Below are 23,100 nucleotides of genomic sequence, written 5' to 3'. Positions count from 1 at the left end.
TCTGGTACTCTCTCATTGGGAACATCCTATCTCTTGGCGGAGACTGGAGGTTCCCTTTGACCGCAGCACACGGTCAAACCTCGGGTAGTCCCCCGGCAAAGCCGGGGGATTACCTTATTTATTTATTGGGTTGACAAGTGGCACTCCATTTGAAACGTAATCTGATTTATGCAGCAGTGAGCCGAACGGCCCAGTCGATATTGATTCAACAAATTCCGACAGCCTCCCTTCAGCCCAAGAGTCTCTCTTTGTTTTGAAGATTACATCTAAATACCTATCGAAAAGCTCCCGCGCATTGGTGAGGTTCTGTTCGGTATTGGCAACGACCTTGTCGATACCCCCGAAAGCCTCATCAAGGATAGCGACGATGCGCTTTTGCTCCGTCACGGCGGGTATTGGAAACTGTAACCCTTCAACAAACTCCTTGGGGACACGCTTATGCCCCACCGCACCAGACATAACGTGCGCCCCAGCATCCCGCACGCTGTCCTGGGAAAGAAAATAGAACAGGTACTCTGAATCCAGCTCTTCATTAGGACGCATCACGATGAATTCGCTGGAGCCAAAACCAACACCATTGGTCAGTCCGCTGGCAATCCCCAGCTTGCCATTCTCGAAGCAAGGCGTGATTTTGGCGAGAAGGACGTCCCCATCGGCAAAGTAGGTGTAGCTGCCTGCCACCTTCCCGAGTGGTCGCTCATCACTCAGCTCAAGCGACTTCATCCGCACCTTCAGGTTATTCATGGGCACGAATGACACGGGATCATCTGCTCCAAGTTTCTGCCTGGCCTCTTTCTTGGACGGCTTGAAGGTGCAGACATCACCTAGGCGTACTGTCTTCCACCCTTCCCTCATAACATCCCCCGAATCCCTTCCAGGATCTCCTCGGCCTCACGATCCAACGTCTCGATCTCGTTGATGATCACCTCGGGGTCGCGCAGCGGCGCTTCCTCGGCCCGGTTGGGGTTCTTCACCGAGAGGTCGAAGGTCTCGCGGTCCAGGTCGTCGACGCTGACGCGCCACGAATTGTCGGAGTCGGCGAAGGTGGCCTGTAGCGCGACGAACTCAGCCAGATCGGCGTCGTTGAGCGGGTTGGTCTTGCCCAGGCTGCGGCCGGGGTCGAGCTGGTAGTACCAGATGTCGCGGGTGGGGGCGCCCTTCTCGAAGCACAGCACCACCGTCTTCACGCCGGCGCCGAGGAAGGTGCCGCCGGGGCAGTCGAGGATGGTGTGCAGGTTGCAGCTCTCCAGCAGCTCCTGGCGCAGCGCCCTGGAGGCGTTGTCGGTATTGGACAGGAAGGTGTTCTTGATCACCACCGCGGCGCGGCCGCCGGCCTTCAGCCGCTTGATGAAGTGCTGCAGGAAGAGGAAGGCCGTCTCGCCGGTCTTGATCGGGAAGTTCTGCTGGACCTCCTTGCGCTCCTTGCCGCCGAAGGGCGGGTTGGCGAGGATCACGTCGAAGCGGTCCTTCTCCTGCAGGTCGGCGAGGTTCTCGGTCAGGGTGTTGGTGTGCACCAGGTTGGGCGCCTCGATGCCATGCAGGATCATGTTCATGATGCCGATGACATAGGGCAGGCTCTTCTTCTCCTTGCCGTGGAAGGTGCGGTTCTGCAGGGTGTCGAGCTGCTCGGTGGTGAGCTGGCGGGGCTCGTCGCTGCCGAAGCCGTAGCGCAGGTAATCGTAAGCCTCGCAGAGGAAGCCCGCCGACCCGGCCGCGCCGTCATAGATGCGCTCGCCGATCTGCGGCTGGATCACCCGGATCATGGCGCGGATCAGCGGGCGCGGGGTGTAGTACTCGCCCCCGTTGCGCCCGGCGTTGCCCATGTTGCGGATCTTGGCTTCGTACAAGTGCGAGAGCTCGTGCTTCTCGGCCTGGGAGCGGAACTGCAGGCTGTCCACCAGCTCCAGGGCGTCGCGCAGGCTGTAGCCGCTCTGGAACTTGTTGCGCACCTCGCCGAAGATCTCGCCGATCTTGTACTCGATGGTGTCTGGCCCACTGGCCCGCTCGCGGAAGCCCTGCAGGTAGGGGAAGAGCTCGCGATTGACGAAGTCGAGCAGGTCGTCGCCGGTCAGGGCGCGGTCGCGATCCAGGCTGCCATCGCGCTTGCTGGGTGCCGCCCAGGTCGACCACTGATAGGGTGTCTCAAGGATGAAGTCGAAGGCCTTGCCGGCCAGAGTGGCATTGAGAGCGCGCTGCTGTTCCAGGTCGTCCAGGTACTTCAGGAACAGCAGCCAGGAGGTCTGCTCGGTGTAATCCAGCTCGGTGGCACAACCGGCCTCTTTCCACAACACATCGTCGATGTTCTTGAAGGTCTGCTCGAACATGGGGTTCGCGGTTCCTTGGCATGCAGACGGCCGCGGGTGGAGTGCCGGCGGCCGCATGAGAATCGTGGAGCCTATGCTACGCCGCAGCGCCTGGGGGCGCCAATCGACAATGACGCTTGGGTAGGCAGGCCGCCGACATACTGTTGGAGTGGACATGTTCCGGGTGCCTGCGGCGCCAATCGCGCAGAGAATCTGCACTCCCACAACACCGTTGCCGCGCCGATCGCCGAGGTGTCGACTGCCGGCAATTGCCGGCACGGCTGCGTGTCGACCCACAATGGGGGCGTCATGCTATCCTTCCCGGACCGTCAACCGGCATCCATGCCGACCTTTCAGGAGAGCAACATGGCCAGGGCAACCGCACGTCATATTCTGGTGGACAGCGAAGAGAAGTGTCAGGCACTCAAGGCCGAGATCGAGGGCGGTCGCGACTTCGCCGAAGTGGCCCGCGAGAACTCCACCTGCCCCTCCAGCCGCCAGGGCGGCGACCTGGGCAGCTTCGGTCCGGGTCAGATGGTCCGCGAGTTCGACGAGGTGGTGTTCTCGGGCGAGCTCAACAAGGTGCACGGCCCGGTGAAGACCCAGTTCGGCTATCACCTGCTGGAGATCACCAGCCGATCGTGAGCCGCCGCTACCGCCAGCGTTCGAACGCCGTGCCGGGGAGACCAGCGCGGCGTTCGGCATTGGGGGCTAGGATGGAAATGCTTCGCCACTCACTCCAACAGGGTTCACCAATGAACGACGAGATCTTTCACCAGAGCATCCGCAAGCTGTTGAAGAACGTGGGCGTGAGATCCCAGCAGGCCATCGAGCAGGCAGTGGCGAAGGCGCTCGCCGAGGGTCGGCTCGAGGGCGACGAGTCGCTGCCGGCACGCGTGCGCGTGCAGGTCGCCGGCCTGGAGCTCGACCTCGAGTTCGAGGGGGACATCACCCTTGAGTGAGGCGCCGATGATCCGCGTCGAGGGCGTGTCGAAGACCTTCAGTGGCGGTTTCCAGGCGCTGAAGAACGTCGACCTGGAGATCCGCCGCGGCGAGATCTTCGCCCTGCTCGGCCCCAATGGCGCGGGCAAGACCACCCTGATCAGCGTGATCTGCGGGCTGGTGAACGCCAGCGCCGGCCGGGTCCTGGTGGATGGCCACGACAACGTCCTCGACTACCGTGCCGCCCGCCGGATGATCGGTCTGGTGCCCCAGGAGCTGACCAACGAGGCGTTCACCACGGTGTGGGACACGGTGAGTTTCAGCCGCGGGCTGTTCGGCAAGCCCAGGGACCCGGGCCACATCGAGAAGGTACTGCGTGCCCTGACCCTGTGGGAGAAGCGCCGCAACCGCCAGCTGGAGCTCTCCGGCGGCATGAAACGCCGGGTGCTGATCGCCAAGGCGCTGGCCCACGAGCCCAAGGTGCTGTTCCTCGACGAGCCCACCGCCGGTGTCGACGTGGAGCTGCGCCGCGAGATGTGGGAGGTGGTGCGGGGGCTGCGCGACCAGGGGGTGACCATCATCCTCACCACCCACTACATCGAGGAGGCCGAGGAGATGGCCGACCGCATCGGGGTGATCCGTCGCGGCGAGATCGTGCTCGTCGAGGAGAAGGGGGCGCTGATGCGCAAGCTGGGCAGCAAGGAGCTGACCCTGCACCTGCACGAGCCGCTGGACGCCGTGCCGGAATCGCTGGCTGGCCACGCCCTGGCACTCGCCGACGACGGTCATGCGCTGGTCTACAGCTACGACGCCGCCCGTCAGGAGGACGGCTCGAGCATCTCGGGGCTGCTGGCCGACCTCGAGGCGGTCGGATTGCGGGTCAAGGACCTGCATACCCGTCAGAGTTCGCTGGAGGACATCTTCGTCAGCCTGGTTCGGGAGCGCGCATGAACCTGCAATCCGTCAAGACCCTGTATCTCGCCGAGATGGCCCGCAGCCTGCGCACCGTGCTGCAGAGCATCGTCTCGCCGGTGATCTCCACCTCGCTCTACTTCGTGGTGTTCGGCGCGGCCATCGGCACCCGCATCACCGAGGTGGACGGGGTGAGCTACGGCGCCTTCATCGTGCCCGGCCTGATCATGCTGATGCTGTTGACCCAGAGCGTCGCCAACGCCTCCTTCGGCATCTTCTTCCCGCGCTTCTCGGGCACCATCTACGAGGTCCTCTCGGCACCGATGTCCTACTTCGAGGTGGTGATGGGCTACGTCGGCGCCGCCGCGACCAAGTCGCTGATCCTCGGCGCCATCGTGCTGGTCACGGCGCGGCTGTTCGTCCCCTACTCGATCGACCACCCGATCATGATGCTGCTGTTCCTGGTGCTCACGGCGGTGACCTTCAGCCTGCTCGGCTTCATCATCGGCATCTGGGCCGACGGCTTCGAGAAGCTGCAGCTGGTACCGCTGCTGGTGATCACCCCGCTGACCTTCCTCGGTGGCACCTTCTACTCCATCGACATGCTGCCGCCCTTCTGGCAGGTGGTGACGCTATTCAATCCGGTGGTCTACCTGATCAGCGGTTTCCGCTGGAGCTTCTACGGCATCAGCGACGTCAGCCCCTGGATCAGCCTGGCGATGATCCTGCTGTTCCTGGGCGTGGCGCTGGCGGTGGTGGCCTGGATCTTCAAGACCGGCTATCGGCTGAAGCCCTGAAGCGGGGGTTGTGGAGATAAGCCCTGACCCGCGAGTAGTCGATGCCAGCCTTGGCGCGGGTATCGACCGACGCCCCGAGACGGGTATCATCGCGCCTCGCCCACCCGCCAGGAGCCCCCCATGCCGGTACTGCACAGCATCATCCATCGCCTCGACAAGGACGCCGGCGAGGCACCGGCGAGGCTCGCCCCGGCAACCACGGAGCTGCCCTCCTCGCCCGCCCTGGACGACCTGCTCGCCCGGCTGAGCGACGCCTACCACGCCAAGCCCAAGGCCTGGGGCCACTTCGCCGGAGACGGCGACGGAGCCCTCCCCGAGGGTGTCTCCACGGCCTTCCCGGCCGCGCTGGCCGGCTACCTGGACGGTGACGGCGATTTCGTCGGCTTCAGTCGCGAGCTGGGCGAGCGCATCGCCGCCCTGGTCGATGCTCACCTGTCGCTCTCCGGCCACCTGCTGGTGGCCCATACCCGCCAGGGCGATACCCAGTACCTGCACCTGGCGGTGTTGCACCATCGCGAGGGCTTCGGCATCGGCGACGACCTGACCCTCGTCCCGGTACAGCAGCTGAACCTGACCCAGATGAGCCTGGCGGCACGCCTCAACCTGACCCAGTGGCGCGGCGACTCGCCCTCGAAGCAGTACCTCTCCTGGACCCGCGACCGGGGCGGCAGGAAGCTCGCCGAAGGCTTCGCCGCTCTGCTCGGCGCCGTGGAAGGCGTGGACGCCACCGGCGAGACCCGCACCCTGCTCAAGGCCTTCAGCGACTACGTCGAGCGCGAAGACCTGCCCGAGGAGGCCAGCCGCGAGAAGACCGAGGCGCTGATCGACTACGCCAGCGACCAGGCCCGCCGCGGCGAGCCGATCACCCTGGAGGAACTCTCCGAGGTACTCGACGAGCGAGAGCCCCGCGCCTTCCTGGATCATATCCGCCACGCCGACTACGGCCTCTCCCCGGAGATCCCGCCGGACAAGCGCGCCCTGAACCAGTTCCGGCGCTTCACCGGCCGCGCCGGGGGCGTCTCGATCAGCTTCGACTCCCACCTGCTCGGCTCCAGCATCGAGTATGACGAAGCCGCCGACCGGCTGATCATCAAGCTGGTGCCCAAGCAGTTGAAGGAGCAACTCAAGCGTCAGGGCAGCTGAGGCCCGTACTACCGCGCTCATGACATGGCGTCATGGGGGAAGCTGATTTTCGTCATCAGCGGCTAGCCTCGGCGAGCGGGATCGGGCTCGGCTCGCCTGGGCTTCCATCGAGTGGCGACCGTGGGTAAGTGGTTCATCCGGCAGCAAAGGATGGGAGCTTAGTGCGGTGACGTCTGAAAATGCTCCTACTCCCGTCTCACACTCGCGCAGTAGGCATTCTCTTACAACGCTTGTAGGTCCTGAATGACATCGGCGCGGAGCCGCTGGCACACAGCACCATTCACGGCCATGCTTCCCCCTAGCGTCGACGGCTCATTCTGCTTCGGCTCGTTGCCGCTCCAGGGAACACGAAAAATAGACGACAAGAACTGAAGGGAACCGCATGATGCCAGGCCTTCAAGGAAAGTGGCACCTGGCCGCTGGCAAGGCCAACGCGGCGGATTCGGTTGGCTTGAACTGGCGTGCCGAGTTTCAGGATCCGGCCCGGGAAGCCCTCTTCCGCCGCACCATGCAGGCCCACGACGCCTGCCAGATGCGCCACGCCCTGTGGGTGGCAGCGGTGCTGTTCCTCGCCTTTGGCCTGGCCGACTACAGCCTGCTGGGCGCCGGGAATGCTTTTCTGGTGCTGTTGACCCTGCGTGTAGCGGTGTCGCTGGCCTGTATCCTGCTGGCCCTGGCTCTGCGGAAACGCCCTGCCCTGGCGCAGCGCCCGTTACCGATCAACCAGATCTGCCTGCTCGGCATCACCACCCTGCTGCTGACCATCCCGCTGCGACCTGCCCCCGACGGCATTCATCTCGCCTCGATCGTGGTCTCCAGCATGGCACTCTACCTGTTCGTGCCCAACCGGCTTCCCTGGATGCTGATCTGGAATGCCTACCTGGTCACCGGCTTCACCATCATCGTGCCGCTGTGGGATCCCCTTCCCGGCGGACTGATGGCCACCAGTCTGCTGCTGCTCGCCTTCGTCAACCTGCTGGGCATACTGACCGTGACCCGGCTGAACCGGCTGCAGCGCGAGCAGTTCGCCTCACTACTGGAGGAGCGCGCCATCAATCGGCAGTTACAGACCGAGATCGAGGAGCGCAGCCAGTTGGAGGAGCGGCTGCGCTACATGGCCTGCACCGACGACCTGACCGGGATCGCCAATCGCCGCCGCTTCTTCGAGCTGGCCGAGCGCGAACTGCGTCGCGCGCAGCGCGACCGCTCCTCTCTGGTGGTGTGCATGGTCGATATCGACCTCTTCAAGAGCCTCAACGACCGCCACGGCCATGCGATGGGCGACCTGGTACTGACCAAGGTGGCGGGCTGCTGCCAGTCGGTACTGCGCGAGACCGACATCATCGGTCGCTACGGCGGCGAGGAATTCGTCATCGCCCTACCCCAGGCCAACCTGTATACCGCCACGTCCATCGCCGAGCGGTTGCGCGAGCGGGTCGCCAGCCTGTCGCTGTCGATGCTGCCCGAACGGCATTCGCTGTCGGTCACGGTGGGCATCAGCCGTGTCGAGCCCGGAGAAACACGGCTCGAACCCGCCCTGCTGCGCGCCGACCAGGCTCTCTACGAGGGCAAGGCTCGTGGTCGCAACTGCGTGGTGGTCGCCCATCAGGGGCCCTCGCTGTCGGCCGTGGAGGCCTGAAGTCGACACGCCAGGTAGCCGCCGGACGCCTCAGGTCTCGATGAGCCGATCCGGTACGAACAATGGTGGGTCGAACTCGTCGGGATAGCCCCCCGGGTTGGCGATGACGCGGGTACCGCGGCACTCCAACTCCACCGGCTCGTGGACATGGCCGTGAATCCACAGCGCCATGCGGCCCATCAGGTGCACCAGGTGCGAGGCGAAGGCCGACGACAGCGAATCGCCACGGTAACGCGGCGGGATGCAGGACGCGAGCGGCGCATGATGGCTGATCACCACGGTGTGTCCGGAGAAGGGCCTGGCCAGCTCCGCCTCGAGCCAGGCAAGCGCCCGGCGGTGCAGCCGGCGGCTCGCCTGCGGCGTGAACACCTCGCCTTCGGGCTGCTCGATGATGTGGAAGTCCGGCATCAGCTTCCGCGCCGTCAGGTAGACGAGTTCCCGAGCGTGCTCAGGGTCCTCGTCGTAGAGCGCGAAATCGGTCCACAGGGTGGTACCGAGGAAGCGCACGCCTCCCAGCGTCACGCTATCGTTGTCGAGCAGGTGGATGCCCAGGCGCTCGGCCTCGTCGCGCAGTTCACGGCGCAGCGCCGGCATGCAGGTGCCGTAGAACTCGTGATTGCCCGGCACGTAGAGGATCGGCAGGCCGCGGAAGCGCTCCGCTGCCCAGGCGAGTCCTTCGCAGCGGCGGTGGATGTCGCCGGCCAGTATCACGACGTCGGCCTCGACATCGGGCAGCTCGCGCAGCGGATCGAAGTGTTCCAGGTGCAGGTCCGATAGAATCCTCAAGCGCATCGCCACTCTCCTTTGCCTCCCCGCACGTCTTCGGAATACGAGCTGGGGCTTTTGCCGGGCCGCCGCACTTCAGACTAGCGTTAAGGGCAGATCGTCATGCGCCGTGACGAGGGATTATCACATTTCGGCAGAAGGATCTCTTGCCATGCAGGTGGCTCGGGACACTGCTATGGTGCCCCTTCCTGCCACCGCTCCATTCGAGGCGTCCGATGAGCCCACCTCCGGATCCGCGCATCCTGCTGCGACTGCTGGGGTTGCTGCGACCCTACCGTTGGCGCCTGGTACTGGCCGGCCTCGCCCTGCTGGCCGCCGCCGCCAGCGTGCTGCTGCTCGGCCAGGGGCTGCGCCTGGTGATCGACCAGGGCTTCCTGGCCGAAGACCGCGCCCGGCTCAACCAGACACTCGTCATGATGCTCGCCGTGGTGACCGTGCTGGCGATTGCCTCGGCGTTGCGCTACTACCTGGTGACCTGGATCGGCGAACGCCTGGCCGGCGACCTGCGCCGCCGGGTCTTCGACCACCTGCTCGAGCTGGAGCCCGGGTTCTTCGAAAGCGCCCTGCATTCGGACAGGGGGGCCGGCGAGATCTCTGCGCGGCTGACTGCCGACACCAGCGTGCTGCAGAGCCTGTTCGGCTCGTCGGTCTCGTTGGCCGTGCGCAACCTGCTGATGCTGGTCGGGGCGGTGGCCCTGATGCTGGTCACCCAGCCGTGGCTCTCGGCCATCGTGCTGCTCGGCATCCCCGTTACGGTGCTGCCGATCCTCTGGTTCGGTCGGCGGGTCCGCCGGCTCTCCCGCCACAGCCAGGACCGGGTGGCGGAGCTGGGGCGCTACGCCGGCGAGTCGCTGGCCGGTATCCGCACCGTGCAGGCCTTCAACCACGAGGCCATGGCGCGGCGCGACTACGGCAGGCGCGTCGAGGACGCCTTCGCCAGTGCCGTCGAGCGCACCCGCCAGCGGGCCTGGCTCACCGGCATCGCCATGCTGGTCGTCTTCGCCGCCGTCGGAGTGATGCTGTGGCAGGGCGGCCAGGCGGTGCTTGCCGGCACCATGACCGCCGGCGAGCTCTCCGCCTTCGTCTTCTATGCGGTGCTGGCCGCCGGCGCCGTTGCCGCCCTGGCCGAAGTGGCCGGCGACGTGCAGCGTGCTGCGGGGGCGGCCGAGCGACTGCTGGAACTGCTCGATGCCAGGCCGCACATCCAGGCCCCGGCCAGCCCCACCCCCCTGCCCGACCCCGTGGCCGGCGACATCCGCCTGGAAGGCGTGAGCTTTACCTACCCGGGACGCGAGGTCCCGGCCCTCGACGAGCTCGACCTGCACGTCCGCTCCGGGGAGCGGGTCGCCCTGGTCGGCCCCTCGGGAGGCGGCAAGAGTACCCTGCTCGCCCTGCTGTTGCGCTTCCACGATCCCGACAGCGGCGTGCTGCGGCTCGACGGCATCGACCTGCGCGACCTGGCACCCCGGTCACTACGCCGCGCCATGGGGCTGGTCTCCCAGGAGCCGATACTGTTCACCGGCACCGCCGCCGAGAACCTGCGTTTCGGCCAGCCCGAGGCAAGCCTGGAGGCCATGCGCAACGCGGCCCGGGATGCCAATGCCCTGGCGTTCATCGAGGCCCTGCCCCACGGCTTCGATACCCCCCTGGGCCCCGGCGGCGTGCAGCTCTCCGGCGGTCAGCGCCAGCGCCTCGCCATCGCGCGGGTGCTGCTCAAGGACCCTCGGGTGCTGCTGCTCGACGAGGCCACCAGCGCTTTGGACGCCGAGAGTGAACGGCTGGTGCAACAGGCGCTGGATCGCCTGATGCAAGGGCGTACCAGCGTGGTGATCGCCCATCGCCTGGCGACGGTGATCGCCGCCGACCGCTTGCTGGTGCTCGAGGAGGGGCGTCTGGTCGCCGCCGGACGCCATACGGAGTTGCTCGAATCCAGCCCGCTCTACCGCCATCTGGCCGAGCTGCAGTTCGGCCGGCGGCCTTCCGGCGAGATCGAGAACACCGCCTGACTGCCCCCGGGCCCGATCCGGCAACCGGCCCGCACGTATCTGACCATGCCGAAGGTTCGACATGGCGGCCGGAGGCCCACTCAGCCGGCGAGCTTTCAACGAAGGTCGCATTGTCTCATGCCCCGACGCGCATGAAGCTATGGGGCACCGTTCCTCTTGGCCACCCCGGTGCCCTTCATCGACCTCGACTATCGACGGGAACGGGCATAAAAAAGGTCCCCCGAAGGGGACCAGGTTGGAGCACGCCAGCTCACTCTGTGTATCGCCATGCCGCATGGCGACGTTGCCATCAGTGTAGGCCTTCCGATCCCGCTGAGCCGAACCTATTGTATCGGCTCCACGGGAGGCCTTCTGCTCTATACTATTCGAAAACCGTGCCATTCCAATAAATAAAAAGCAACATCAATGAGTTACAGCAACATGGCGCAGCACCATCGATCGCGCATGTTGCTCTGCAGCGTTTTCCTTGCACCAATGAGGCCCCCTTCGGCTTCCCACGCCTCATTGCGGCGCACCTCTCCCACCCGTCCACCTTCCTGCCCTCGCGTGGCATGCGAGATATCGAGGCAAGGCGTCGACCTATCCCGACGTTGATGGAACGGCTGTCCGTCCAGCATGCTGAGCTCGATCACCGACTAGCAGGGAGACCCGCGACATGACGACACCAAGACTCGGTTTCATCGGCACCGGGCTGATGGGCAACCCCATGACGCGCCGGCTGCTGGGGGCCGGATACGAGGTCACGGTGTGGAATCGCACCCCGGAGAAGACCTACGGCCTGCGCGACGCCGGCGCACGCGTGGTGGACTATATCGGCGAGCTGGTGGAAAGCGTTGACGTGGTGATGCTGTGCCTGGCCGATACCGAGGCCGTGGAAGAGGTAGTGTTCGGCCCCGAGGGCGTGGCCGCCCACGTTCGCCCCGACCAGTTGCTGATCGACTTCTCCAGCAGCGACCCCACCGCGACTCGCGACTTCGCCGCCCGGCTCGAGAGCGAAGCCGGCATTCGCTGGGTAGACGCGCCGGTCTCGGGCGGCGTGGCCGGGGCCGAGGCCGGCTCCCTGACGATCATCTGTGGCGGCGAGACAGCGGACATCGACACGACCCGCCCGCTGCTCGAGCCACTGGCCTCGCGGGTGACGCACATGGGCCCGGTGGGCAGTGGCCAGATCACCAAGGTATGCAACCAGATGATCGTCGGCTGCCAGGCGGCGGTGATCGCCGAGATGGTGGCGCTGGCAGAGGCCAGCGGCGTCGATGCCGGCCGCCTCACCGAGGCGCTCGCCGGCGGCTTCGCCGACTCCCGGCCGTTCCAGATCCTCACCCCGCGCATGGCGGCCAGCGACTTCGCCGACCCACCCTGGCACCTGCGCACCCTGCTCAAGGACCTCGACATGGCGGTGGCCCAGAGCCAGCGCGCCGGCAGCGCCACGCCCATGAGCGGCCTGGCCGCCCAGCTGATGCGCGCCCACGCCAACCAGGGCCATGCCGAACACGACCCGGCGACCCTGGTGGAGACCTACCGCCCGCCTCGGCGGCGGTGATTTGTCGCCACCGCCACCCTTGCGTACACTTGTTTGATTTTTCGATCCCTCCTTTCGACGACCGAGCCGAGGCGCGACCATGGCGTTTGATTCCACTTCCACCTATGTGGCCACCGAGGCCCTCAAGCAGGCGGTGAATGCCGCCGTGACCCTCGAGCGACCGCTGCTGATCAAGGGCGAGCCGGGCACCGGCAAGACCCTGCTGGCCGAGGAACTGGCGGCCTCGCTGGGAACGCGGCTGATCACCTGGCATATCAAGTCTTCCACCAAGGCGGCCCAGGGGCTCTACGAGTACGATGCCGTGAGCCGCCTGCGCGACTCCCAGCTCGGTGTCGAGGGCGTCGAGAACGTCGCCAACTACATCAAGCCAGGCAAGCTGTGGGAGGCCTTCACTGCCGACGAGCGGGTGGTGCTCTTGATCGACGAGATCGACAAGGCCGACATCGAGTTCCCCAACGACCTGCTCCAGGAGCTGGATCGCATGGAATTCCATGTCTTCGAGACCGGCGAGACCATCCGCGCCAGGCATCGCCCGATCATCGTCATCACCTCGAACAACGAGAAGGAGCTGCCCGACGCCTTCCTGCGCCGCTGCTTCTTCCACTACATCGAGTTCCCCGACCGCCAGACCATGGCCGCCATCGTCGACGTCCACTTCCCCGACATCGCGCCGAGGCTGGTCGGCGAGGCGCTGGAGGTGTTCTTCGAGCTGCGCCAGGCGCCGGGCCTGAAGAAGCGGCCCTCCACCTCGGAGCTGGTCGACTGGCTGAAGCTGTTGATGAGCGACGAGCTCGCCCGGGAGGCGCTCTATCACCGCGATCCGGTGAAGGCGATCCCGCCGCTCGCGGGGGCACTGGTCAAGAACGAGCAGGATACCCAGCTCCTCGAGCGACTGGCGTTCATGATGCGCCGCCAGGGCAACCAGAGGCGCTGAGCGATGTTCATTGGCCTGTTCGATATCCTGAAGCGCCACGGCGTCCCGGTGTCGCTGCGCGAACTGCTCGACCTGCATGCGGTCGTGGAGCGAGGCGTGGTGTTCGCCGACATGGAGGCCTTCTACCAACTGGCGCGCACCGTGATGGTCAAGGACGAGCGCCACTTCGACCGCTTCGATCGGGCCTTTGCCGCCTGGTTCGAGGGGCTGGAGAGCCTCGACGCCGCCATCGAGGCGCTGATTCCCGACGACTGGCTGCGCCGCGAGTTCGAGAAGCAGCTCTCCGAGGAGGAGAAGGCCCGAATCGAGTCGCTGGGCGGGCTGGAGAAACTGATCGAGGCCTTCAAGGAGCGGCTCGAGGAGCAGCAGGAGCGCCACGCCGGCGGCAACAAGTGGATCGGTACCGGCGGCACCAGCCCCTTCGGCGCCTATGGCTACAACCCCGAGGGCATTCGCATCGGCCAGGACGGCTCGCGCCATCGCCGCGCGGTGAAGGTGTGGGACGAGCGGCGCTTCCGCGACTACGACGACTCGCTCGAGCTGGGTACCCGCAATATCAAGATGGCGCTGCGTCGGCTGCGCAAGTTCGCCCGCCAGGGGGCCGCGGAGGAGTTCGACGTCGACGCCACCATCCGCGACACCGCCCGCGACGCCGGCCTGCTCAACGTGCGCATGCGCCCCGAGCGCCACAACGCGGTGAAGGTGCTGCTGCTGCTCGACGTGGGCGGCTCCATGGATGACCATATCCGCACCTGCGAGGAGCTCTTCTCGGCGGCGCGCTCGGAGTTCAAGCATCTGGAGCCCTACTACTTCCACAACTGCGTCTATGAGGGACTGTGGCGGAACAATTATCGCCGCACCAGCGAGCGCATCCCCACCCTGGACGTGCTGCACACCTACGGGCGCGACTACCAGGTGGTGATCGTCGGCGACGCCGCCATGTCGCCCTACGAGATCACCCATCCCGGCGGCAGCGTGGAACATTTCAACGACGAGCCCGGGGCAGTGTGGTTGAAGCGCCTGGCCGACAAGTTCCCGCGCCTGGCCTGGCTCAATCCCATGCCGCTGCGGGCCTGGGCATATACCCCCTCCACCCAGCTGATCCGCCGGCTGATCGACGACCGCATGTACCCGATGACACTGGAAGGGCTGGAGACGGCCATGCGGGAACTGGCCAAATAGCCTTTTAAGGCTATTTTTACTATTTATAGCCTTTAATGGTTATTAGCTGGCGACATAGCCTTGCATGGCTATACTGAAGGCGCCTGCTCGAGGAGCGCCTGCATGCCCCAGCAAAACGCCAAGACCCAACGCATCGCCGTGCTCACCGGCGACGTGATCGACTCACGCAAGGTGCGCGATCGACAACACCTCTATCGAGTGCTGGACGACACCCTGGCCGCCCTGGCCAAACGCCATGGCGGACGTGTCGAGCGCTTTCGCGGCGACGGTTTCCAGCTCGCCCTGCCCCACGCTCGGCATGCGATGATGGCGGCCATCGCCCTGCGCGCCGCACTGATCGAGCACTCCGAACCCGAGCAGCGCTGGGACGCACGCATCGCCGTGGCGGTGGGGCCGGCCGCATGGCACGCCGACCTGCGGGTGGCCGAGGCCGACGACGAACCCTTCGTGGCGTCGGGTCGCCATCTGGACGCCCTGAGCGAAAGCGCCGATCATCTGGCGTTGACGCTGCTGGACGAGCCCGACGACAGCGGCCTGGCACTGCTGTTGCGCTACCTGGATGACCTGGTGGCAAACTGGTCGCACTACTCGGCGGAGGTGGTGCGCCTGAGCCTCGAGCGGGAGCTGTCGCAGCAGGCCATGGCCGAGCGGCTCGGCATTCGCCAGCCCAGCGTGCACAAACGCCTGCGGGCGGCACGCTGGGCGCTGCTCAGCGATACGCTCGCCTATCTCGAGACGCGCCTGGCAGACAAGGACGCACGCCAATGAGCCCGAACGAACTCTCGCTGCTGCTGGGGCTGGTACTGGCCCACCTGATCGGCGACTTCCTGCTGCAGCCGCGCCACTGGGTCGAGGAGCGCATGCGCCGACGGCATCGCTCGCGCCACTTGGCTTACCACAGCGCCGTGCATGCCGGCCTCACCGCCGTGGTGTTGCTGGTCGCGGCCCTGCTGCTGCCAGGCTCGCCCGGTCTGCCGGCGGTACTCATCGGTGCCCTGGGGGTCGCCGCCAGCCACTGGCTGATCGATCTCATCAAGGCCAGGCTGCCCGGCAAGCTGCGCTGGTTCCTGCTCGACCAGGCGCTGCATCTGGTGGTGCTGTGCGTGCTGTGGCTGGCCTGGCTCGGCAGCCTGGCGCCCCTTGAAGCCTTCGCCACCTGGCTGCTGACGCCCACGGTGCTCGGCGTGGCGGTGGCCTACCTGATCGTGACGCGCCCCTTCTCGTTCGCCATCGCCATGGTCATGCAGCGCTGGAGCAGCCAGTTGGAGGACACCGGCACTCTGGTCCGGGCCGGTGCCCGCATCGGCATGCTCGAACGCCTGCTGGTGCTCTCCCTGGTACTGCTCGACCAACTGACCGCAGTGGGGTTCCTGCTGGCCGCCAAGTCGGTGCTGCGCTATGGCGACCTGCGAGAATCCCGGGACCGCAAGCTGACCGAGTACGTGCTGCTCGGCACCCTGGTGAGCGTCGCCTCGACCCTGGTGCTCGGCCTGACGCTACGGCTGCTGGTGCTGGAGAGTTGAACGTGTTGCCGAAGACTACCTCCACGGTCATCCTGACCGCCGCCCTGCTGCTGAACGGCTGCGCGAGTCCGGGCACGCTCGAACGCCGCGACGGCTACCGGGTGGATCACTCCCATGTCTCGCCCTCCCACAGCAGCCGGGTGCGCCATCTGGTGATGCACTACACCGACGTCGACGAGACCGAATCGCTGGCCACCCTGACCGGGCCACACGTCAGCGCCCACTATGTGCTGCCGTTGCCGGCAAGGGACCATCGCGGCCAGCCGCTGGTCTATCAGCTCGTCGACGAGTCGCGCCGCGCCTGGCATGCCGGCGCCAGTGAATGGAAGGGCCGCACCGGCATCAACGACACCTCGATCGGCATCGAGATCGTCAATGACGGACCGGACCGGCCCTATGCGGAGGTGGAACGGCTGCTGGAAGAGCATCCAGATGCCACGGTAGAGATCCACTGGACCCCCTACCCGGACGCCCAGATCGAGGCACTGATCGCCCTCTCGCGGGACATCATCGAACGCCACGGCATCCATCCCGCCGACGTGGTGGCGCACTCCGACATCGCCCCGACACGCAAGATCGACCCCGGCCCGGCCTTCCCGTGGCGACGGCTGCATGACGCTGGCATCGGCGCCTGGCCCGAGGAGGAGGCCGTCGCCCGCTACCGCACCCACTTCGAACGGGTGCCGCCGGCGCTTTCGTCCCTGCAGGCGGCGCTGCAGGCGTGGGGTCACCCGTTGGCGATCACCGGAGAGCTGGATCACCAAACCCGCGCGGTGCTGCGCGCCTTCCAGATGCGCTTTCGCCCCGGCGATTACCGTGGCCGGCCCGATGCCGACACCGCGGCGATCCTGTGGGCGTTGCTGGAGAAGTACCGCCCCACCGCACTCGAAGGCCTCGAGCGACTCGAGGCCATCCCGGCGAGCGGAGCATGACGGCAGAAAATCGCAATGGGAAGGACGGTGAAGCGCGATGCCGCTTGCTTCCCGGCAGGGATCACATCGCGGCCAGACGCGCCTCGTCGTCGATGCCGGCCATGCGTACCAGGGCCAGGGCCTCGTCCAGGGACTCGACCTCCTCGACCCGCACCCGTTCACTGTCGAGGCTGACCGACTTGCCGCTCTGCTCGGAGAGCAGCCGCTCCAGCCGGGGCACGTCCATGCCCACCTCCAGGCGCAGGGTGTCGACACCGCTGGAGGCGTGGTCGCTGGGCAGGTAAATGGTGCCGTTGGAGAAGTCGACCGCGTAGGCGACCACCCCCGGCACGATGAAGAACAGCAGGCCCACGCCATTGGCGATGGCCACCGCCGGGTCGATGCGCCCGCTGAGCTGTCCCTTGCGTTCGGGGTGGAACAGGGTGCCACAGCCCACCAGGGCGGTGATCGACACGCCGAGCACCAGGCCGGTCAGGCCGCGACGAAGAGCAGGGGTCATGCAGGAACCTCCTGGGTGAACGAGCAGCCGGCGGTGGACATTGTCCGAACACGTCCCGGCAGGCAAAATCGGCCAGAGCTTACCATAGCCGAGGTTCGTACGAGCGTTTTCCTTTACGGAGGTCTGCATGGGCGATACACGACTCACCACCCGCCAGGGACAGGCCATCGGCCCTCACCTGGACGACCTGGCACGACTGCGCATTCGCGTCTTTCAGGACTTTCCCTACCTCTACGACGGCGACTTCGACTACGAGGCGAGCTACCTGCGCCGCTATGCCGAGAGTCCCGACAGTCTCTTCGTGCTCGCCTTCGACGGCGATACCCTGGTCGGCGCTTCCACGGGCATGCCGCTCACCGATGATGTCGAGGAGTTCCGCGCCCCCTTCGAACAGGCGGGCTACGACATCGCCCAGATCTTCTACTACGGCGAATCGGTGCTGCTGCCCGAGTACCGCGGCCGCGGTATCGGCAAGGCCTTCATGGAGACCCGCGAACGACATGCCGCCGAGGGTGGCTTCTCGACCGTGGCCTTCTGTGCCGTGGAGCGCCCCGACGACCACCCGCTGAGGCCCGAAGGCTATGCGCCGCTGCACGGCTTCTGGCGCGCACTGGGTTACGAACGCCACCCCGAACTCGCTACCACCTTCCACTGGAAGGACGTCGGCGAGCCCGACGAGACCGACAAGCCGATGGTGTTCTGGCTGAAGTCGCTGGCATGAGCCCCATGGCGAGCACGGCCTTTTGCCGCATCTGACGCTTGGCCGTACAATGCCCCAAACGCCGCCCACCGCGGCACGCCTACTCATGTCAAGCCCATGCTGGAAGGAAACGCCGGACCCATGCGCGCCACCCAACTGTTGATCGCCACCCTCAAGGAAACCCCCGCCGACGCCGAAATCGTCAGCCACCAGCTGATGCTGCGTGCCGGCATGATCCGCCGCCTCACTTCCGGCCTCTACACCTGGCTGCCGACCGGCCTGCGCACCCTGCGCAAGGTGGAACGCATCGTACGCGAGGAGATGGACCGCGCCGGGGCTCAGGAGGTGCTAATGCCGGCGGTACAGCCCGCCGAACTGTGGCAGGAGTCCGGCCGCTGGGAGCAGTACGGCCCGGAGCTGCTGCGCCTCAAGGATCGCCACGAGCGCGACTACTGCGTGGGCCCCACCCACGAAGAGGTGATCACCGACCTGATGCGCCGCGAGCTGTCGAGCTACAAGCAGCTGCCGGCCAACTTCTACCAGATCCAGACCAAGTTCCGCGACGAGATCCGCCCGCGCTTCGGGGTGATGCGCTCGCGCGAGTTCATCATGAAGGACGCCTACTCCTTCCATATCGACCAGGCCTCCCTGCAGGAGACCTACCAGGCGATGTACGATGCCTATGTGCGCATCTTCACCCGCCTGGGCCTGGATTTCCGCCCGGTACTGGCCGACACCGGCGCCATCGGCGGCACCGACTCCCACGAGTTCCACGTGCTGGCCGACTCCGGCGAGGACGCCATCGTCTTCTCCACCGAGTCCGACTACGCCGCCAATATGGAGAAGGCCGAGGCACTGCCGGCCCCCCCCGGCGAGAGCGTCGAGCGCCCCGCGCCGACGGAGGAGCTGCGTCTGGTCGATACCCCCGATGCCCGTACCATCGCCGCCCTGGTCGAGCAGCACGGCCTGCCCATCGAGAAGACCCTCAAGACGCTGATGGTGCACGCCGCCGAGGGCGGCCTGATCGCCCTGCTGGTGCGCGGCGATCACGAGCTCAACGAGATCAAGGCCGAGCACCTGCCGGAGGTGGCCACGCCGCTGACCATGGCCACGGAGGAGGAGATCCGCGCCGTGGTCGGTGCCGGCCCCGGCTCGCTGGGCCCGGTGGGGCTCGACATGCCGCTCGTCATCGACCGCTCGGTGGCGCTGATGAGCGACTTCGGTGCCGGCGCCAACGTCGACGGCAAGCACTACTTCGGCATCAACTGGGAACGCGATGCGGCACTGCCCCGGGTCGCCGATATCCGCAACGTGGTGGAGGGTGACCCCTCACCGGACGGCAAGGGCGTGCTCGCCATCAAGCGCGGCATCGAGGTCGGCCATGTCTTCCAGTTGGGCCGCAAGTACAGCGAGGCGATGAACGCCACCGTGCTCGACGACAACGGCCGCGCCACGCATCCCTGGATGGGCTGCTATGGTATCGGTGTGACGCGAGTCGTGGCCGCCGCCATCGAGCAGAACCACGACGAGGCCGGGATCGTCTGGCCCGATGCCATCGCGCCCTTCCATGTCGCCCTGGTGCCGATGAACGCCCACAAGTCGCAGCGAGTACGCGAGGAGTCCGAGCGGCTCTACCAGGCGCTCACCGCCGCAGGCTTCGAGGTCCTGCTCGACGACCGTGACCTGCGCCCCGGCGTCAAGTTCGCCGACCATGAGCTGATGGGCATCCCCCATCGCCTGGTGGTCGGCGACCGCGGCCTGGACAAGGGGGAACTGGAATACAAGGGACGCCGTGACAGTGACGCCACCATGGTGCCGGCCGAGCAGATCCTCGACTTCCTGGGTGACCGCGTCGGCCGCTGAGCGGATCATGGCCGCCGCCCTGCTGGTGGCGGCCGCCGGACTGCCCCCCGCCCTCGCCAACGAGGGCGACGGTTTCCTGGGCGCCCTGGAGGCCCCGCCGGCCGTGGAGCAGCGCCAGGGCGTGCGCGTCCTGCCAGAGATCCCCGCCTCGCTGCGCACTACCCTGAACGCCTCGCTGGAGACCTCGCGCTCTCCGGCCGAGATCTGGGCCGCCCGCCAGTGGCTCAATGACATGGAACCTCGCCTGACCCGCTTCGTGAAGGACCCGGCGCGGCGCACCGAGCTGCTCCAGCGTGCCTACCACGAAGCGCGTCTGGCCGGCCTGCCACCGGAGCTGGTGCTGGCGGTGATCCAGGTGGAGAGCGCCTTCCAGGCTGAGGCCGTCTCTTCGGCCGGGGCCGTGGGGCTGATGCAGATCATGCCGTTCTGGATCCGCGAGCTGGGCCTGCCTGCCGACGACCTCAAGAATCCGTGGCGCAACCTGCGCTACGGCTGCACCATCCTCGCCCACTACCTGGCGGTGGAAAGCGGCGACCTGACTCGCGCCCTGGCACGCTACAACGGCAGCCTGGGGCAGACCTGGTACCCCGAGCGGGTCATGCGCGCCTGGCAGCGCCACTGGCGCCAATCCGGCGATGGCGGCTCGCGGGCCGCGGCGCAGCGTTGAGACCGACAACGGCGGAACAAGGATGCCCGAAGCCATGGACAAGGATACGAGTCAGGTCGACCCGACCGCCAGTCTCGCACGGGCCCTGAGCCGCACCGAACGCGACTACCAGCGTCTGCGCCTGGGGCTCGCCGCCCTGCTGGCACTGGCCGTGGCAGTGATGCTGGGCATCCTGCTGTGGGCCGCCCATGAGCAGAATCTCCAGCATGGCCACCACACCCACCAGCAGATCGAGAGCCAGCTCGAACAGGTCCGCCGTCGACTGGTAGGCCAGGTGCTGGACTACGCGACCTGGGACCTCAGCCACCTGGCCATCCATGGCGATGACGGCCCGGATCGCGAGTGGCTGGAGCTGGAGATGGGCGCCAACCTGCATGACAACCTGGGTATCGACCTGGCACTGCTGATCTCGGCCGAACAGGAAGTCCTCTACGAGGTCTATCGCGGCGAGCCACGCCCCCCTTCGGCGGACCATGCCTCCCTGATGGCCCAGAGTCGTTCCGCGGTGAACCCCGCAGTATCGGGCTTCACGCTCTGGCAGGAGCGACCGGTGCTGTTCGCTGCCGCACCGGTACTGCCGGAAAGCGACCATCTCGCCCAGGCATCCTCACCTCATCGGCTGCTGTTTGCCTTCGAAGTCGGCAACGGCCTCACACGGGTGTTGCGCGAAGCCACCCATCTCACCGACCTGCACCTGACCGACGCTCCCGAGCGCCCCGGCCGCCTGCCCCTGCGCTCCCGGGCCGGGGAGCCCCTGGCCTGGCTCGAGTGGACACCCGCCGAGCCCGGCAGCGTGATGCTGTACCAGTCGATTCCCTGGCTGCTGCTCACCCTGCTGGGGCTCGGTGGCTTCTCCGCGCTACTGTTCCGGCGCCTGCGCCATCAGGCCCGGGCCAGCCTGGCAACCGTCGAAGAACTGCGCCAGACCCAGTCGCGGCTGGCAACCCAGCAACGTGCCTGGCATGAATTGCGCGACATGCACCTGCGGGATGCCAGCGAGGATGAATTCCTGACCGCCCTGCTCGAACGCAGCTCGCGACTGCTCGATATCCCCCGGATCAGCCTGTGGCTGCTGGACGGCGACGATGGCCACCTGGTCTGCCACGCCAGCCTCGTGCCGGAGATCATCGGCGAAGAGCTCCACGGCCCCGGCCTCGAGGCCTACCTGCGCCAGCTGCACCATACCCCCGCCCTGGTGGCCGATGACGCTCCGGCGGACCCGCGACTGGCCAGCCTGCGCGACTATCTCGACCACCATGAGGTCGCCTCGACGCTCGATCTCGGCCTGTTCGTGGCCGGTGAGCTGCGCGGCGTGCTGTGCTGCGAGTCCACCCGGCCGCGATGCTGGCACACCGACGAGATCAACGCCCTGACCAGCATCGCCGGCCTGCTCTGCCAGTTCACCGAATCGCTGCGCCGACGTGAAGTGGAGCTGACCCTGCACCGCCAGCTCCACTACGACGAGGTCACCGGGCTGCCGACCCTGCGCGGCCTCGAGGAGCATATCGAGACACTGCGCCGGCAGGGCGCCTTCCAGGTCGGCATCCTCCATGTCAAGGGGCTCAACCAGATCAACGACAGCCTGGGCAAGGCCTTCGGCGATGCCGCCCTGCACGAGATCGGCGAGCTGCTGCAACGATGGCTCGCCACCCCGAAGCTGCGGGGAGTGCCGGCACGCCTTCCAGCCAACCGCCTCTGCCTGCTGCTGCCGGGCGACGACCAGGCCGGCCTGCACATCTGCCTGGCGGCCCTGCTCGACGAGCTCGATGCCCACCCCTGGCTCAACGAGAACGCCCCGGCCACGCTGCATTTCTCGCTGGGCCTGGCGGGTTACCCGCAAGACTCACGGAACATCGACCGCCTGTTGCAGCGGGCCGAACTGGCACTCGCAAAGGCTCGCAGCGAGGCCCGCCACCGCCTGGCCTGCTACGATGATGCCCTGGGCGAATGGCAGCGCCACCAGAGCCGGCTCGAGCGGGAGCTGCGCGACGCCATCACCCGACGCGAGTTCCGGCTGTACTTCCAGCCCCAGTTCGACGCTGACGGCCGGCTGCACGGTGCCGAAGCCCTGCTGCGCTGGTTGCATCCCGAGCGCGGCCTGCTCGATCCCGGCGACTTCGTTGCCCAGGCCGAGCACAGCGGACTGATCCAGCCGATCGGCGACTGGGCGCTCGAGGAGACCCTGGCGCTGCTGGCCGGCCCACTGCGCGACACCGGCCTGGTGCTGGCGGTCAACGTCTCGGTGCAGCAGCTGCGCGACGCTGGCTTCCCGGCGCGTGTCAGCGCCCTGCTGCAGGCGCATGACCTGCCGCCGCATCGCCTGGTGCTGGAGGTGGTGGAGTCGCTGCTGGTGACGCCCGGCATCATGCCGCGTCTCGCGGCACTGCGCGCCCTGGGCTTGTCGATCGCGCTGGACGATTTCGGCACCGGTTACTCCTCGCTGCGCTACCTGCATGAGCTGGAGATCGACGAGATCAAGCTCGACAAGGTGTTCCTCGACCCGCTCAAGACACGGACAGACGCTCCCCTGGCACGCTCGATCATCGCTCTGGCGCGGGCCCTGGACCTGCGCCTGGTGGCCGAAGGAGTGGAGACCGCTGCCCAGGTCGATTTCCTGTGCCGACAGGGGGTGGGGCTGATGCAGGGCTACCACCTGGCACGTCCCGAGCCGGCGGAGGCCTTCCTGCGCCGGGTCGCGGGCGGCCTCGATGTCTGAGGCCCACCACCCC

Annotated in this window: 21 protein-coding genes and 1 pseudogene; 18 read left to right on the top strand and 4 right to left on the bottom strand. The window is 66.7% G+C overall.

Features of this window, described 5'->3' with window-relative positions:
- Window positions 1–114: 114 nt before the first annotated feature.
- Both AC5W54_RS03575 and AC5W54_RS03570 read right to left on the bottom strand, forming a co-directional pair.
- Complete coding sequence (locus AC5W54_RS03575) at window positions 115–855, bottom strand: restriction endonuclease subunit S (RefSeq protein ID WP_495960687.1); 741 nt, start codon at window positions 853–855, stop codon at window positions 115–117.
- Window positions 852–2,324, bottom strand: coding sequence for a class I SAM-dependent DNA methyltransferase (locus AC5W54_RS03570; RefSeq protein WP_495960686.1), 1,473 nt, complete (start codon window positions 2,322–2,324; stop codon window positions 852–854). Before AC5W54_RS03570 ends, AC5W54_RS03575 begins: the two co-directional genes overlap by 4 nt.
- A gap of 345 nt (window positions 2,325–2,669) precedes the next feature.
- Between AC5W54_RS03570 and AC5W54_RS03565 the strand changes: the two genes are divergently transcribed.
- The 6 genes from AC5W54_RS03565 (at window position 2,670) to AC5W54_RS03540 (ending at window position 7,736) form a co-directional block, all read left to right on the top strand.
- Window positions 2,670–2,948: a peptidylprolyl isomerase gene (locus AC5W54_RS03565; protein WP_102628688.1), complete on the top strand. Its 279-nt coding sequence runs from the start codon at window positions 2,670–2,672 to the stop codon at window positions 2,946–2,948.
- Window positions 2,949–3,058: 110 nt separating this feature from the next.
- Window positions 3,059–3,265, top strand: a complete 207-nt coding sequence (locus AC5W54_RS03560) for a DUF6494 family protein (RefSeq protein WP_495960685.1) — start codon at window positions 3,059–3,061, stop codon at window positions 3,263–3,265.
- Between the two features lie 7 nt (window positions 3,266–3,272).
- Window positions 3,273–4,196, top strand: coding sequence for an ABC transporter ATP-binding protein (locus AC5W54_RS03555; protein ID WP_495960697.1), 924 nt, complete (start codon window positions 3,273–3,275; stop codon window positions 4,194–4,196).
- Window positions 4,193–4,954, top strand: coding sequence for an ABC transporter permease (locus AC5W54_RS03550; protein WP_495960684.1), 762 nt, complete (start codon window positions 4,193–4,195; stop codon window positions 4,952–4,954). Before AC5W54_RS03555 ends, AC5W54_RS03550 begins: the two co-directional genes overlap by 4 nt.
- 120 nt (window positions 4,955–5,074) lie before the next feature.
- Entirely contained in the window at window positions 5,075–6,097 is a 1,023-nt protein-coding gene (gene yejK, locus AC5W54_RS03545) for a nucleoid-associated protein YejK (protein WP_495960683.1), read from the top strand.
- 451 nt (window positions 6,098–6,548) lie between these two features.
- Window positions 6,549–7,736, top strand: coding sequence for a GGDEF domain-containing protein (locus tag AC5W54_RS03540; RefSeq protein ID WP_495960682.1), 1,188 nt, complete (start codon window positions 6,549–6,551; stop codon window positions 7,734–7,736).
- A 30-nt stretch (window positions 7,737–7,766) separates the two neighbouring features.
- On the opposite strand, the gene AC5W54_RS03535 is transcribed toward AC5W54_RS03540, so the two are convergent.
- Window positions 7,767–8,528 (bottom strand): metallophosphoesterase, encoded by a 762-nt coding sequence (locus AC5W54_RS03535; protein WP_495960681.1) that lies wholly within the window; start codon window positions 8,526–8,528, stop codon window positions 7,767–7,769.
- A gap of 209 nt (window positions 8,529–8,737) precedes the next feature.
- Here AC5W54_RS03535 and AC5W54_RS03530 point away from each other — a divergent pair, with 209 nt between their 5' ends.
- The 8 genes and pseudogenes from AC5W54_RS03530 (at window position 8,738) to AC5W54_RS03495 (ending at window position 16,642) form a co-directional block, all read left to right on the top strand.
- A complete protein-coding gene (locus tag AC5W54_RS03530; RefSeq protein WP_495960680.1) occupies window positions 8,738–10,528 on the top strand; it encodes an ABC transporter transmembrane domain-containing protein in 1,791 nt (596 codons plus the stop codon).
- A gap of 652 nt (window positions 10,529–11,180) precedes the next feature.
- Window positions 11,181–11,666 (top strand): annotated as a pseudogene (locus AC5W54_RS03525) (NAD(P)-dependent oxidoreductase); the annotation flags it as partial.
- 6 nt (window positions 11,667–11,672) lie between these two features.
- The gene (locus AC5W54_RS03520; RefSeq protein WP_495960696.1) at window positions 11,673–12,071 is read left to right on the top strand and encodes an NAD-binding protein; all 399 of its coding nucleotides are present in this window, start codon (window positions 11,673–11,675) and stop codon (window positions 12,069–12,071) included.
- Window positions 12,072–12,150: 79 nt separating this feature from the next.
- The gene (locus tag AC5W54_RS03515) at window positions 12,151–13,005 is read left to right on the top strand and encodes an AAA family ATPase (protein ID WP_495960679.1); all 855 of its coding nucleotides are present in this window, start codon (window positions 12,151–12,153) and stop codon (window positions 13,003–13,005) included.
- A 3-nt stretch (window positions 13,006–13,008) separates the two neighbouring features.
- The gene (locus AC5W54_RS03510; protein WP_495960678.1) at window positions 13,009–14,187 is read left to right on the top strand and encodes a vWA domain-containing protein; all 1,179 of its coding nucleotides are present in this window, start codon (window positions 13,009–13,011) and stop codon (window positions 14,185–14,187) included.
- Window positions 14,188–14,289: 102 nt separating this feature from the next.
- A complete protein-coding gene (locus AC5W54_RS03505) occupies window positions 14,290–14,955 on the top strand; it encodes a hypothetical protein (RefSeq protein ID WP_495960677.1) in 666 nt (221 codons plus the stop codon).
- Complete coding sequence (locus AC5W54_RS03500; RefSeq protein ID WP_495960676.1) at window positions 14,952–15,710, top strand: DUF3307 domain-containing protein; 759 nt, start codon at window positions 14,952–14,954, stop codon at window positions 15,708–15,710. The genes AC5W54_RS03505 and AC5W54_RS03500 overlap by 4 nt, the downstream gene beginning before the upstream one ends.
- 2 nt (window positions 15,711–15,712) lie before the next feature.
- Complete coding sequence (locus AC5W54_RS03495) at window positions 15,713–16,642, top strand: N-acetylmuramoyl-L-alanine amidase (protein WP_495960675.1); 930 nt, start codon at window positions 15,713–15,715, stop codon at window positions 16,640–16,642.
- Window positions 16,643–16,703: 61 nt separating this feature from the next.
- On the opposite strand, the gene AC5W54_RS03490 is transcribed toward AC5W54_RS03495, so the two are convergent.
- The gene (locus AC5W54_RS03490) at window positions 16,704–17,141 is read right to left on the bottom strand and encodes a hypothetical protein (RefSeq protein ID WP_495960674.1); all 438 of its coding nucleotides are present in this window, start codon (window positions 17,139–17,141) and stop codon (window positions 16,704–16,706) included.
- Between the two features lie 127 nt (window positions 17,142–17,268).
- On the opposite strand from AC5W54_RS03490, the gene AC5W54_RS03485 reads away from it, so the two are divergent.
- From AC5W54_RS03485 to AC5W54_RS03470, 4 genes are all read left to right on the top strand, one after another.
- Complete coding sequence (locus AC5W54_RS03485; RefSeq protein WP_495960673.1) at window positions 17,269–17,862, top strand: GNAT family N-acetyltransferase; 594 nt, start codon at window positions 17,269–17,271, stop codon at window positions 17,860–17,862.
- 120 nt (window positions 17,863–17,982) lie between these two features.
- Window positions 17,983–19,704, top strand: coding sequence for a proline--tRNA ligase (locus AC5W54_RS03480; RefSeq protein ID WP_495960672.1), 1,722 nt, complete (start codon window positions 17,983–17,985; stop codon window positions 19,702–19,704).
- A gap of 7 nt (window positions 19,705–19,711) precedes the next feature.
- A complete protein-coding gene (locus AC5W54_RS03475) occupies window positions 19,712–20,371 on the top strand; it encodes a transglycosylase SLT domain-containing protein (protein ID WP_495960671.1) in 660 nt (219 codons plus the stop codon).
- A gap of 34 nt (window positions 20,372–20,405) precedes the next feature.
- Complete coding sequence (locus AC5W54_RS03470; RefSeq protein WP_495960670.1) at window positions 20,406–23,087, top strand: bifunctional diguanylate cyclase/phosphodiesterase; 2,682 nt, start codon at window positions 20,406–20,408, stop codon at window positions 23,085–23,087.
- Window positions 23,088–23,100: the final 13 nt, after the last annotated feature.

It is taken from the genome of Halomonas sp. LMYGS-3 (assembly GCF_059509875.1).
Note: the sequence above shows the minus strand (reverse complement) of the source record. Positions and strands in the feature narration are given on the sequence as shown.

Excerpts from the sequence above, each read along its gene's own strand:
- AC5W54_RS03485 (WP_495960673.1), top strand. The coding sequence starts at position 17,269 with ATGGGCGATACACGACTCACCACCCGCCAGGGACAGGCCATCGGCCCT.
- AC5W54_RS03500 (WP_495960676.1), top strand. The coding sequence starts at position 14,952 with ATGAGCCCGAACGAACTCTCGCTGCTGCTGGGGCTGGTACTGGCCCAC.
- AC5W54_RS03470 (WP_495960670.1), top strand. The coding sequence starts at position 20,406 with ATGGACAAGGATACGAGTCAGGTCGACCCGACCGCCAGTCTCGCACGG.
- AC5W54_RS03475 (WP_495960671.1), top strand. The coding sequence starts at position 19,712 with ATGGCCGCCGCCCTGCTGGTGGCGGCCGCCGGACTGCCCCCCGCCCTC.
- AC5W54_RS03515 (WP_495960679.1), top strand. The coding sequence starts at position 12,151 with ATGGCGTTTGATTCCACTTCCACCTATGTGGCCACCGAGGCCCTCAAG.
- AC5W54_RS03560 (WP_495960685.1), top strand. The coding sequence starts at position 3,059 with ATGAACGACGAGATCTTTCACCAGAGCATCCGCAAGCTGTTGAAGAAC.
- AC5W54_RS03575 (WP_495960687.1), bottom strand. The coding sequence starts at position 855 with ATGAGGGAAGGGTGGAAGACAGTACGCCTAGGTGATGTCTGCACCTTC.
- AC5W54_RS03565 (WP_102628688.1), top strand. The coding sequence starts at position 2,670 with ATGGCCAGGGCAACCGCACGTCATATTCTGGTGGACAGCGAAGAGAAG.
- AC5W54_RS03550 (WP_495960684.1), top strand. The coding sequence starts at position 4,193 with ATGAACCTGCAATCCGTCAAGACCCTGTATCTCGCCGAGATGGCCCGC.
- AC5W54_RS03505 (WP_495960677.1), top strand. The coding sequence starts at position 14,290 with ATGCCCCAGCAAAACGCCAAGACCCAACGCATCGCCGTGCTCACCGGC.
- AC5W54_RS03570 (WP_495960686.1), bottom strand. The coding sequence starts at position 2,324 with ATGTTCGAGCAGACCTTCAAGAACATCGACGATGTGTTGTGGAAAGAG.
- AC5W54_RS03480 (WP_495960672.1), top strand. The coding sequence starts at position 17,983 with ATGCGCGCCACCCAACTGTTGATCGCCACCCTCAAGGAAACCCCCGCC.
- AC5W54_RS03490 (WP_495960674.1), bottom strand. The coding sequence starts at position 17,141 with ATGACCCCTGCTCTTCGTCGCGGCCTGACCGGCCTGGTGCTCGGCGTG.
- AC5W54_RS03510 (WP_495960678.1), top strand. The coding sequence starts at position 13,009 with ATGTTCATTGGCCTGTTCGATATCCTGAAGCGCCACGGCGTCCCGGTG.
- AC5W54_RS03555 (WP_495960697.1), top strand. The coding sequence starts at position 3,273 with ATGATCCGCGTCGAGGGCGTGTCGAAGACCTTCAGTGGCGGTTTCCAG.
- AC5W54_RS03520 (WP_495960696.1), top strand. The coding sequence starts at position 11,673 with ATGGGCCCGGTGGGCAGTGGCCAGATCACCAAGGTATGCAACCAGATG.
- yejK (WP_495960683.1), top strand. The coding sequence starts at position 5,075 with ATGCCGGTACTGCACAGCATCATCCATCGCCTCGACAAGGACGCCGGC.
- AC5W54_RS03530 (WP_495960680.1), top strand. The coding sequence starts at position 8,738 with ATGAGCCCACCTCCGGATCCGCGCATCCTGCTGCGACTGCTGGGGTTG.
- AC5W54_RS03535 (WP_495960681.1), bottom strand. The coding sequence starts at position 8,528 with ATGCGCTTGAGGATTCTATCGGACCTGCACCTGGAACACTTCGATCCG.